Annotated in this window: 9 protein-coding genes; 2 read left to right on the top strand and 7 right to left on the bottom strand. The window is 45.4% G+C overall.

Annotated elements, in window-relative coordinates:
* Window positions 1-103 precede the first annotated feature (103 nt).
* A complete protein-coding gene (locus tag WR49_RS08125) occupies window positions 104-1156 on the bottom strand; it encodes a UDP-glucose--hexose-1-phosphate uridylyltransferase (protein WP_046223668.1) in 1053 nt (350 codons plus the stop codon).
* 146 nt (window positions 1157-1302) lie between these two features.
* A complete protein-coding gene (galE, locus tag WR49_RS08120; RefSeq protein ID WP_046223667.1) occupies window positions 1303-2313 on the bottom strand; it encodes a UDP-glucose 4-epimerase GalE in 1011 nt (336 codons plus the stop codon).
* Between the two features lie 391 nt (window positions 2314-2704).
* Between galE and ebgR the strand changes: the two genes are divergently transcribed.
* Complete coding sequence (gene ebgR, locus WR49_RS08115) at window positions 2705-3688, top strand: transcriptional regulator EbgR (protein WP_046223666.1); 984 nt, start codon at window positions 2705-2707, stop codon at window positions 3686-3688.
* 669 nt (window positions 3689-4357) lie between these two features.
* Here the strand turns inward: ebgR and WR49_RS08110 are convergent.
* The 3 genes from WR49_RS08110 to guaB form a co-directional block, all read right to left on the bottom strand.
* A complete protein-coding gene (locus WR49_RS08110; protein WP_046223665.1) occupies window positions 4358-6031 on the bottom strand; it encodes a chitinase in 1674 nt (557 codons plus the stop codon).
* A gap of 289 nt (window positions 6032-6320) precedes the next feature.
* Window positions 6321-7874, bottom strand: a complete 1554-nt coding sequence (guaA, locus tag WR49_RS08105; protein WP_017056215.1) for a glutamine-hydrolyzing GMP synthase — start codon at window positions 7872-7874, stop codon at window positions 6321-6323.
* A gap of 202 nt (window positions 7875-8076) precedes the next feature.
* Window positions 8077-9540 (bottom strand): IMP dehydrogenase, encoded by a 1464-nt coding sequence (gene guaB, locus WR49_RS08100; RefSeq protein ID WP_017056214.1) that lies wholly within the window; start codon window positions 9538-9540, stop codon window positions 8077-8079.
* 269 nt (window positions 9541-9809) lie between these two features.
* On the opposite strand from guaB, the gene xseA reads away from it, so the two are divergent.
* On the top strand, window positions 9810-11156 hold the full coding sequence (gene xseA, locus WR49_RS08095; protein ID WP_046223664.1) for an exodeoxyribonuclease VII large subunit: 1347 nt from the start codon (window positions 9810-9812) through the stop codon (window positions 11154-11156).
* 118 nt (window positions 11157-11274) lie between these two features.
* Here xseA and ureG read toward each other — a convergent pair whose 3' ends face one another.
* Both ureG and WR49_RS08085 read right to left on the bottom strand, forming a co-directional pair.
* Window positions 11275-11916 (bottom strand): urease accessory protein UreG, encoded by a 642-nt coding sequence (gene ureG, locus WR49_RS08090; protein WP_004735125.1) that lies wholly within the window; start codon window positions 11914-11916, stop codon window positions 11275-11277.
* Between the two features lie 46 nt (window positions 11917-11962).
* Window positions 11963-12643 carry an urease accessory protein UreF gene (locus WR49_RS08085; RefSeq protein WP_046223663.1) on the bottom strand — a complete coding sequence of 227 codons (681 nt, stop codon included), beginning with the start codon at window positions 12641-12643 and terminating at the stop codon, window positions 11963-11965.
* Window positions 12644-12684 lie beyond the last annotated feature (41 nt).

The following is a 12684-nucleotide window of genomic DNA, read 5'->3' as shown; positions in this document are numbered from 1 at the left end:
AGTAAACTCTCTGCTTAAACTCTTTGTTCAATTGTGGTCCCTTCATGGCACCACTTTAATTCTATGAGATTCTCTATCTCGTTTGTTATTTACGAAGCAGGTATCACTGCTCTTTGTAGTGAACATCACTCAAATCGCGAAGACGTTGCGCCGCTTGTTCTGCGGTCAAATCGCGTTGCGATTCCGCCAACATTTCGTAGCCCACCATGAACTTACGAACAGATGCGCTGCGTAGTAGTGGCGGGTAGAAAAGCGCGTGCAGTTGCCAATGGTCGATGTCGGTGCCTTCTTCAAAGAACGGCGCATAGTGCCAACCCATCGAGTATGGGAATGAACATTGGAACAAGTTATCGTAGCGGCTGGTCAGTTTCTTAATCGCAAGTGCCAAGTCATCACGTTGTTCTTCAGTCAGTTCACTCATACGGCGAATGTGTGTTTTTGGCAGCAACATAGTTTCGAATGGCCATGCTGCCCAGTAAGGAACCACAGCAATCCAATGTTCCGTTTCAACCACAGTGCGAGAGCCGTCTTTCATTTCAGCTTCAACGTAATCCACTAATAGGTTTGAACCTTGTTGCTCGAAGTATTCTTTTAGAAGCTTTTCTTTACGTTCAATCTCGTTTGGCAAAAAGCTGTTCGCCCAAATTTGACCGTGTGGGTGAGGCTGAGAACAGCCCATTGTCTCGCCTTTGTTTTCGAAGGCTTGAACCCATAGGTAATCCTTACCTAGCTCTTCAATCTGCTCGTTCCAGGTATCAATCACACCACGGATTTTATTGACCGGTAACTCTGGCAGCGTTTTGCTGTGGTCCGGAGAGAAACAGATAACACGGCTCAACCCGCGAACACCTTGAGTCTTGAATAGAGGGTTTTCAGACTCTGGAGCGTCAGGTGAATCAGGCATCAACGCCGCGAAATCGTTACTGAATACGTAAGTACCATCGTAATCCGGGTTTTCGTCACCCGAGATACGTGTGTTAGTTGGGCACAAGAAACACTCTTTCTCGTACTCAGGAAGTTGTTCAGTCGATGGCTTCTCGTCTTGACCACTCCACGGGCGTTTAGCACGGTGCGGTGATACTAAGATCCACTGACCCGTTAGTGGGTTATAACGACGATGCGGGTGGTCTACTGGGTTAAATTCAACTTTTGACATGTTTAGATTGCTCTCAAATTTTGTGTCTTGGTCAATTCACCAAGATGAATAATTCTTCTACAAGGAGATTCCAAATATCTCTTCATCTGCATTCACCAATAAAATTGGAGTTGCAACCAACAACGCTGCGACTTCAATTACACAGACTAGTAGCCGTTCGGGTTATTCGATTGCCAGTTCCACGTATCCGCCGTCATTTCCATCACGCTGCGAGTTGCTTTCCAACCTAACTCACGCTCTGCTTTGTCTGTGCTTGCCCAGCATTCGGCAATGTCACCAGCGCGGCGTGGACAAAGTTCATAAGAAACCGGTTTGCCCGATGCTTGTGCGAAGGCTTCAACCATCTCGAGTACGCTTGAGCCTTTGCCTGTACCTAGGTTGTAAATATGTAAGCCCGCTTTCTCGCCCACCGCTTTTAATGCCGCGACATGGCCATCAGCTAAATCCATCACGTGGATGTAGTCACGAACGCCAGTTCCATCCGGTGTCGGGTAATCGTTTCCAAAGATAGAAAGCTTATCTCTACGGCCAACGGCAACCTGTGCGATGAACGGCATTAGGTTGTTTGGAATGCCTTGTGGATCTTCACCCATGATGCCTGACGGATGTGCGCCAACAGGGTTAAAGTAGCGCAGTAAAGTGACGCTCCAGTCGTTTTCCGCGTTGAACAGATCGCTTAAGCACTCTTCCGCCATATATTTGCTGCGTCCATAAGGGTTAGTTGTCGCGCCAGTTGGTGAAGTTTCAGTAATAGGTACAACTTCAGGGTCACCGTAAACGGTAGCCGAAGAACTAAATACGATGCTTTTCACGCCCGCTTTCTTCATGCTACGCGCTAGGACCAGAGAACCATTGACGTTGTTATCGTAGTACTCCAAAGGCTTAGCAACTGATTCTCCTACCGCTTTTAGGCCAGCAAAATGAATCACCGCTTGAATGTCATGCTTGGCAAACACGCTATCTAGGAAAGATTCATCACGAATATCTCCAAGGTAAAATGTTGGTGTTTGACCGGTTAGCGCATTGATTCGCTCCAGTACGAGTTCTTTGCTGTTGCAAAGGTTGTCTACAATGATTGGCTCTATGCCCGCTTGCATCATTTGAATGCATGTATGACTTCCGATGTAACCCATGCCGCCCGTAACCAATACTTTCACAATCAACCTCTCTTTGTCGTCATTCGTGGGCTAACTCGAACTGACATTCAGCTCAGTAGCACCGTATGTCAGAAATAGTAGCAGCCATTTTGACTATAATTCTGTGATCAAAATCACGAAGTGTAAACGTTTACACAGATCGCATCATTGGTACTGACATGACATAGAGAGAACGTATAGCTGTTAACTTCTAATTCATTGAATTTTAATAATATAATTATAGATAGTTAGATTTGAGACATCACAGATGTGTTGAGCATTTATTTTACTAAAAGTTAATGCATTGGCTTTCAGTTTGATTACAATAGGTCTGTAGAATTAAGAGGTGCATTGCTTTTTTACTAAAGACGAATTTCAAAGCAGCGCAATGTTCCAAGAACAGGAAGTGAGTATGGCAACGTTAAAAGATATCGCGACTGAAGCAAATGTTTCATTAGCTACCGTTTCCCGGGTTCTCAATGAAGATCCAACATTAAGCGTCAAGGAAGAGACCAAGAGGCGGATCTTTGAAATTGCCGAGAAATTGGAATACAAAACCAACAGCTCACGTAAATCTGTTAGCGGTAAAAAGCAGAACCACCACTTCCTTGCTCTGTACAACTACAAGCAAGAAGCGGAAGTTAACGACCCTTACTACCTATCCATTCGCCATGGTATTGAAACTCAATGCGAAAAAATGGAACTTGGACTAACCAATTGTTATGAAAGCAAAATACAAGTTAACTCTAGCAATATTACCGGTATTTTATTAGTCGGTAGAATGACACAAGAAGTTATCGAGCAAGCAAAAAATCTCACCGATAATATTTGCTACGTCGACTTTACGGATCACTCAGAACCTTATGATTCTGTCGATATCGACCTTGCTCGTATCAGCAAAGAGATCACCAACTTCTTCATTAACCAAGGTTATCAACGGATTGGTTTCATTGGTGGACAAGACGACATTAACACCTCTGATATTCGCGAAGTGGCTTTTGCTGAATACGGTGGCCTCAAAAATGTTGTCAGTGAGCAAGACATCTACCGTGGTGACTTCTCTAGCTCGTCGGGCTACGACCTAGCGAAGAAAATGCTAGAGAGCGGCAATTACCCGAAAGCCATGTTTATTGCATCAGATTCCATCGCTATTGGCGTTTTACGAGCGATTCATGAGCACGGATTGCGCATTCCTGAAGACATTGCGCTGATCAGTGTCAATGACATCCCAACCGCTAAATTTACCTTCCCATCTTTATCGACTGTTTGTATTCACTCTGAATTAATGGGAATTCAAGGCGTTAACCTGTTGATCGAGAAAGTACGTGACGGCCGAACCATCCCATTACGCGTCTATGTACCAAGTAAACTCAAGCTGCGCGATACAACAAAATAATTAAATATATCAAATAGATAAATAAAGGCTGCCTTTGTTGAAGGTGGCCTTTTTTGTGCCCGTCACATACATCAATCGACACATCCCCCCCCTCTTTAACCTGCTACATAAAACAGCCAATAGCATTATTTTAAGTGGATCACACACCACTGTAAAAAGCCCATAAAAAACGTGATGGAGTTAAATTAAAACGTTTTCACCAGCTTAATTTAGTAAAAGTTTTACTAACAATGACCTCAGTCCAAAAATACTCGTATTCACTACGACCCAATTACGCATAAGAACGTCGGTCAGCAAATTGCATTCAGACCGAGAGAGAGGCAACGTGAATTACTCACCTCTAATACCGCCTTCAGGTTTAGGTCTTAGCGTTAAGCTGAGGCCCATTTTTATATCCGCAGAAATAGTTTTTGGCCTACTATGATCCTTTGACTCCATTTGCTGTACTTTAACCATTGTCAACACAACAAAAACACACCTAATAACGGCAATGCCCTTTCAATAGCTTGATATAGATCTGTTGCGTTAGCTCGATTTTTAACTTAGAGCTTGTGTCTGATCTGCATAGTCAGAAACAAAAAACCGAAAGTAAAAACTTTCGGCTTTTGAATAATGTTGGGTAATCAGATCAATAGATTTAATACCTCAACTTATTAAAGTCGTCGCCTATTAATCGCAATTTATTTCATCCCAGAACCAATTCGATTGAACAGGGCTTTCCCATACGCCAGGGCCATTTTTAGCCACGAAGCACTTGCCGTTATTTGTCACCTTGTCGCCATTACTCACTTGGCTCACGCCCGCTTCCCATGTGATAAACACCGATGGATCTACGACAATTGGTGGCTCAATCACTGGCGGTTCAACAGGGCTTGGGTCTAGCGGATCAGGATCGACAGGTGTAGGCTCACCGGCAACTAATTTCCAAGGGCCGCCATTGGCAGGGTCATCACCTTGTGTCCACCATTTCGCTTCGTAGGTTACGCCATTATGAGTCACTTGATCACCAGCGTTGTATACCTTAGTCGCGCTCCAACCGTTGCCACCGGGATCTGTCCCTGGGTCTACCGGATCAAGCTTGTCGACCACTTTCACTTCAGGCCAGCTCGCGTGAGAACCGTAGAAGTTGGTCACACACTTCTCGTAATCTCCAGCAACCAACGCTGAATATGCCGTTTGGAAACCAACAAGCTCACATTCAAATGAGTAACCTTCGGGGCGATCTGCGTAGTATTTCCAGTTACCATCCCAGTTAGTGTATAGCACGTCAGTGGCACCGTTGAGGTTTAAGCTTCCGTAAGGGGTTTGCTGCCAACACGTGTTCTGCTCGTCCGCTTCTACAGGAATTTCATAGTGAGCCGCTAGGCCTTCCCAGTAACGAATTCGGTTAACGGGTTGACCTTTGTCTTTATTCTGCTCACCACACTCAATTCCACCATTGATCACGTTGATAGTAGTACCAAAGCCATAACCAATACCGGCATCCAATTCACGTTGAGATGGCGTCCATGTACGGTCGATTACGTGCAACATTGCAGGTTTAGGTGCTTGAGGAGTAAGGAAGAACCAAATAGCAGAAGCTAGGTTTAACCAAGAGTCAGCCACTAAGGCCGGATTATTCAATAGAACCGTCGCATCACCATCGAACATCACTTCCGAGAACGCACCGTAGTTAAAATGGTAAGAAAGCTGTTTAGCACCACGTCCGAAATAGCCCTGCCCTGTGGCACAAGGCCAACGTTCATTTTGCCAATCGTTCTGGCCACAACCTGTGGTGTAGCCTTCTTGCCCTTCAGACCATCCCATTTCACGAACATGTACCAGCGCTTGCTGCCACTCTTCTAGAGCTAATGGGTTATCAAAAGTGTTGTCGATTGCGATGTGACCGCCCGTCTCTTGAGAGAAGTGAGCAAAAGCGGTGATGATGGATTTCTTACAGATAGCATCAGAATCTCGCCCATCTGTGTACTCTCCACAGAAGGCTGGGAATTTACCAATCGCACGCAGGAAGCGAGTGTAAGTGTATTCTGGCGCTGCCATCTGAGTAAGGAAGTCCCATTCAGATTGAGGAAATACACGCTCAACACGCTTTACGTTTTCAGGGTTAGAAGGCGAACCGGGTTCAATCGCTTCAACGATAGTGTTAGAACGAGTTTGAAGGGCCTGTGACCAGATCGCATACATAGGGTCGGAGGTTTTCACCTGTTCAGCAGCTTGTAATGCCGACTTCTCAACAAGGTAACCATTCGGGTTTTGCGGATCAGGTTGGATGTTCAAAGACGCATGGCTTTGGGCTGCTAATGTACATCCAAGTATTGCCGCCAAATATTTAATTTTTAACATGGTGGATTCTCTTATCTGTCCTTAATAAGTCCATCAAAGAGTATGCGTCACATGTGAAATGGCCTAGCTGGTGTGGTATGAATTTATAAAAATTGCGAGTGATATTTTTATGTATAGTCCAACACAACAAAGCGTCTCATTGTTTCTTGAGGCGATGTCTAATTTTCGACTAGTTTGGCTCCTAACCGTTCGATATGACTCTTTAATACCTGAATAAGAAAGAAAAAAGCCCCGAACAGAGTTCGAGGCTTTTAAGATTTCAATCAACGTTGGCTAATTCTCTAAGAGATTATTCCCACTCGATAGTTGCTGGTGGCTTACCAGAAATATCGTAAACAACACGTGAAATGCCGTTAACTTCGTTGATAATACGGTTAGATACCTTACCTAGGAAGTCGTATGGCAGGTGTGCCCAATGAGCCGTCATGAAATCGATAGTTTCTACAGCACGTAGAGATACAACCCAATCGTACTTACGGCCATCGCCCATTACGCCAACTGAACGCACTGGTAGGAATACCGTGAATGCTTGAGATACTTTGTGATAAAGGTCAGCAGCGTGAAGTTCTTCAATGAAGATAGCATCAGCACGACGCAGCAGATCACAGTACTCTTTCTTGATTTCACCAAGAACACGAACACCTAGACCAGGACCTGGGAATGGGTGGCGGTAAAGCATGTTGTATGGAAGACCAAGTTCTAGGCCGATCTTACGTACTTCATCTTTAAACAGCTCACGTAGAGGCTCAACAAGGCCCATTTCCATATCATCAGGAAGACCACCAACGTTGTGGTGAGATTTGATTACGTGTGCTTTACCCGTCTTAGAAGCAGCAGACTCGATTACGTCTGGGTAGATAGTACCCTGAGCAAGCCATTTAGCATTCTTCAGTTTCTTAGACTCTTCATCGAAGATATCTACGAATACGTGACCGATGATCTTACGCTTAGCTTCCGGTTCAGCTTCACCTTCTAACGCATTAAGGAAACGATCTTCAGCATCTACTTTGATGATGTTTAGGCCAAACTTGTTACCAAACATATCCATAACTTGCTCTGCTTCGTTCAAACGAAGAAGGCCATTATCTACAAATACACAAGTTAGTTTGTCACCGATTGCACGGTGAGCAAGCATTGCAACTACAGATGAATCAACGCCACCAGAAAGGCCAAGGATAACTTCATCATCACCTACTTGCTCTTTAATACGAGCAACCGCATCTTCGATGATGGATTCAGAAGTCCATAAACGCTCACAGCCGCAAACGTTAAGAACAAAGTTCTCAAGCATTTTAAGACCATTCTTAGTGTGCGTTACTTCAGGATGGAATTGCACGCCATAGTACTTCTTCTCTTCATTTGCCATCGCAGCATATGGGCAAGTGTCTGTTGCTGCGATCTTTATGAAATCAGCAGGAATCTCAACCACTTTGTCGCCGTGGCTCATCCAAACATCTTGCGTCGCTTCAAGGTTAGCAAATAATGCTGAATCACCCGTAACCTGAACCGCGGCGTAGCCGAATTCACGCTCGTTAGAACCGGCAACTTTACCACCAAGCTGTTCTGCCATGGTTTGCATGCCGTAGCACACACCAAATACAGGAACACCTGAATCAAATACGTACTGAGGTGCGCGCGGAGAGTTCTCTTCCGTCACACTTTCAGGTCCACCAGATAGGATGATACCGTCTGGATTGAATTCACGAATATCCGCTTCTTCTACATCCCAGCTCCAAAGTTCACAGTAAACACCGATCTCACGAATACGACGAGCAACTAGCTGTGTGTATTGAGAACCGAAATCCAGAATTAGAATACGTTGGTCATGAATATTTTTAGTCATTGTAAGCAGTCTTATTGGCTATGTGATAAAACGGAGGCGAGTTTACTCACCTCTGATTAACTCTTCAAGAAATAAAGCAAACGTTTTCGTTGGTTATCTGTAAGACGATGTTTTGTGAGAACCACTCTCTAAACAAAACAGGCTTTAGATAAAATAATGTGCCGACTAACTCGGCACATTATTCAAACGTTTGGACGTATTATTAACCTAAACGGTAGTTAGGTGCTTCTTCCGTGATTTGAACATCGTGTACGTGAGATTCTTTCATGCCCGCACCAGAGATACGAACAAACTCAGCTTTAGTACGCATGTCTTCAACAGTTGCAGAACCCGTTAAGCCCATGCTTGAGCGTAGACCACCCATCTGTTGGTGAACGATCTCTTTTAGACGACCTTTGTATGCGATACGACCTTCAATACCTTCTGGAACAAGCTTGTCTGCGGCGTTGTCAGATTGGAAGTAACGGTCAGAAGAACCTTGAGACATAGCGCCAAGAGAACCCATACCACGGTAAGACTTGTAAGAACGACCGTTGTAAAGGATAACTTCACCCGGTGCTTCTTCAGTACCAGCGAACATTGAACCGACCATCACACAAGATGCGCCAGCAACGATAGCTTTACAGATATCACCAGAGAAGCGGATACCGCCATCTGCGATTACTGGAATACCGTATTCGTTTGCCACTTCAGCAGCGTCTGCAATTGCTGTTACTTGAGGAACACCAACACCAGTAACGATACGAGTCGTACAGATTGAACCAGGGCCGATACCTACTTTAACCGCACTAACACCTGCTTCGATAAGAGCACGAGCACCAGCGCCAGTTGCTACGTTACCACCGATGATTTGTAGATCAGGATATGCAGCGCGAGTTTCGCGGATACGGTTAAGTACGCCTTCAGAGTGACCGTGTGAAGAGTCGATAAGTAGAACGTCTACGCCAGCTTCAACTAGAGCAGCAACACGCTCTTCGTTACCAGCACCAGCACCAACAGCTGCACCTACACGTAGGCTGCCGCGCTCATCTTTACAAGCGTTTGGTTTACGTTCTGCTTTGTGGAAATCTTTTGCAGTGATCATTCCAGTCAGTTGGAAGTCATCATTTACAACAAGAACTTTTTCAACACGCGCTTCATGCATTTTCTCTTGAACTTCTTCACGAGTTGCACCTTCTTTAACAGAAGCAAGGCGAGCTTTAGGCGTCATTACTACATCAACTTTCTTAGAAAGGTCAGTAACAAAGCGAACGTCACGGCCAGTAATGATACCAACCAATTCGTTTGTTTCAGTAACAACTGGGAAACCGGCAAAGCCGTGTTTTTGGGTAAGGGCTACAACATCAGCGATTGTCGCGTCAGGGTTTACAGTAACAGGGTGAGAAACCACACCTGCTTCGTAAATTTTAACCTGGCGAACCATTTCAGCTTGCTGTTCAATAGACATGTTCTTATGAATGAAGCCGATTCCGCCTTCTTGTGCCAGTGCAATCGCTAGGCGAGCTTCTGTCACAGTATCCATCGATGCAGAGATCATTGGGATGTTTAGGGAAATATTCTTCGTCAGCTGAGTGCGAAGATCAGCTGTATTAGGGAGAACGGTGGAGTGTGCTGGCACTAGCAGTACGTCGTCGAATGTCAGCGCTTCTTTGGCAATTCTTAGCATTTGCAATATCTCACAATAATAGGAGTAAAAAGAAACAATCCAATCTCATCGTTTCGCCTAATGAGGGCAGCCAATTAAGGAAAATCGAACTGCATTTGGATTAGATATTGCGGACGGATTATACGGCCAACGAAATCGCTTGGCTACACATTTTTGTATTTTTAATTTGCATTTACCCCCTTGCTATGTATTATATTGCCGCTATCTTCCATACTCACGCCCTGTGAGATTCCAAGAAAGACCTTCCTTCAAGGAAAGATAGTGCTTCTATGACTAATCCAAACATCTTTACTGTTTCTCGCCTCAACTCAGAGGTTCGTCTCCTATTAGAAAACGAAATGGGAATAGTCTGGCTCGTTGGTGAAATCTCAAACTTCTCTGCACCTGTATCTGGTCACTGGTACCTCACGCTTAAAGACTCTCGCGCTCAAGTTAAGTGCGCTATGTTTCGTGGCAATAACCGCCGTGTGACTTTCAAGCCTCAGAACGGTAATCAAGTGTTAGTCAAAGCTCGCCTGTCGCTTTATGAGCCACGCGGTGACTACCAACTGATCATCGAAAGCATGCAGCCAGAGGGTGACGGTAAACTTCAGCAAGAGTTTGAAAAGCTGAAGATGAACCTTGCCGCTGAAGGCCTGTTTGCTCAATCGAGTAAGCAACCGCTTCCTGAACATCCAAAACGCGTTGGCGTCATCACCTCTAAAACCGGTGCAGCACTGTTTGATATTCTTGATGTCCTGAAAAGACGCGATCCTTCATTGCCTGTTGTGGTTTACCCGACCATGGTTCAAGGCGAAGAGGCGGCAATTCAGATTGCTCAGGCGATTGGGCGTGCCAATGAGCGCAATGAGTGTGATGTGTTGATCGTGGGTCGTGGCGGCGGTTCGTTAGAAGACCTATGGTGCTTCAATAACGAGATCGTAGCTCGCACAATCGCTGCAAGCCAAATCCCGATTATCAGTGCAGTTGGCCACGAAGTTGATGTCACTATCGCCGATTTCGTCGCAGATATGCGCGCTCCAACACCATCAGCAGCCGCTGAATTGGTTAGCCGTGATAACAGCCATAAAGAACAAGCTTTTGCGTCTAAACGTGCTCGCTTAGTCAGTGCGATTCGTCATGTGTTAATCAAACAAGCGCAATCCACTCAAACATTGAAGTACCGCTTAGAGAAGCAACATCCTAGTTACCAACTGCAAAAGCAGAGTCAGCAGCTTGATGACCTAGATATGCGTTTGCGTCGTGGTATGACTCAATACCTCAAGCAGCATGCACAACGTGTTGAACGTAAACAGCACCAGCTTCAATTGAACTCGCCAGTGAAACGACTTGGTGAACAAAAACTGCACCTGCAACGTTCAGAGCAAAAACTATTGGATGCGATGGATAAGACATTACTGACCACTCGCCACCAGCTAGCCATGGCTGCCGAGAAGTTAGAAACAGTGAGCCCGCTGGCAACGCTAAAGCGTGGTTACAGCATTACCCATTCCGCATCGAGCAAGACTGTGTCATCGATTAACGATGTTGAGGTGGGCGAAGTGATCACCACTCAAGTAGAAGATGGTGTGATTGAATCGCAAGTGACAACAAGAGTCGCTAAGAGCGAGCTTTAGGTTCGACTAAAACGTTGAAAATCATTTAAAACCAGAAAGCCCTATCGATAATCGATAGGGCTTTTTTGTGTCTATTGGCTTCAAAAGCAAACGAACGGATTCAAACCTTACTCCCTACTCACGACTCAGTCGTAGAAGGCTCCTTCATGGTCAGCATTCCTTCCGTCACAATAAAGTTGATGATGAAGTCCAACCCTTGGCTCTCTTTTAGGTTGGTGAACACGTATGGCTTGGTTGGTCGCATGCGTTGTGTGTCTTGCTCCATCACCTCAAGCGACGCACCTACATACGGTGCTAAATCGATCTTATTGATAACCAACAGATCAGAACGTGTAATACCCGGACCGCCTTTACGTGGGATCTTCTCCCCTTCCGCTACATCAATCACGTAGATAGTCAGGTCGGCTAATTCAGGGCTGAACGTAGCACTGAGATTGTCGCCACCACTTTCGACGAATACCACATCGAGGTTCTTGTGCAGCTTAGCCAGCTCTTCTACGGCAGCTAAGTTCATCGAGGCATCTTCACGAATCGCCGTGTGCGGACAGCCACCCGTTTCAACACCAATGATACGATCCGGTTCTAGCGCTTCTGCTCGCGTGAGTATCTTTGCGTCTTCTTGGGTGTAGATGTCGTTGGTTACCACAGCAATGTTGAGCTTGTCGCGAATAGCTTTACATAGCACCTCTAACAGCGCTGTTTTACCAGACCCTACTGGGCCGCCAATACCAATTCGAAGGGGTTGCTTATAACTTTCCATTGTCTACTTCCTTATATTCTTTTCACTACACCGTTCGAGCTGACCGCTACGAACGAAATAGTCTCGTGTATTGTGTTTCGTGCAGTGAGCTTGCTAATGCCATTGATGGCGAAAAGCTGCCTACCATCCAATCTTCTATCACGCGGGCCTTTTCGATCACCTCAGGAAAGGTGTTGGTGATGTTAATCAATGCCAACTGCCCGTCGGTTTGCCCTAAAGGCACCAGTTTCACGCCTGCGGTAACGATATTTTCAAGCCAACTCCATAAGTAACCCTGCTTGAGACTTTCTAAATCAATGCCCCAATGCTGGGCTGCCATACACATGCCCAACAATTGGTTTGGGTGACTATCAACAGAGTCCACCAGCGAAATATCGATATCTAAGCGCTTCAACAAAGTATTTAATGCCTGCCCACGTTGCTTCTCTTCCGCTCGCAATTCACTGGTTTCACGGCTTGAATACAAGTAGTTACACCAATGCTCAATCTCATCGAGTTCACCTTTTTCTAGCGCGTGATAAAGGCGATCTAAGATAGGTAACTCCAAGGTCGCGACACTAGAGCTGACAATGGTATTAAGCCACTGTTCCATACTGTTGCGATCGGTCACCCACCCCGCTTCAACCGCTAACTCTAGGCCTTGCGAGTAAGTGAACCCACCAATCGGCAATGACGGACTGATCAATTGAAACAGACGATAGATGGCGAGATTTTCTGTTGTGGTCATAACCGTGCCCTCAGTCTTCTAGAATCAAATAAGTTCGAGAG

It is taken from the genome of Vibrio sp. ECSMB14106 (assembly GCF_000972265.1).
In the GTDB taxonomy this organism is placed as follows: domain Bacteria; phylum Pseudomonadota; class Gammaproteobacteria; order Enterobacterales; family Vibrionaceae; genus Vibrio; species Vibrio kanaloae.
The sequence above is the reverse complement of the archived record's forward strand: the minus strand, read 5'-3'. Positions and strand labels throughout refer to the sequence as shown.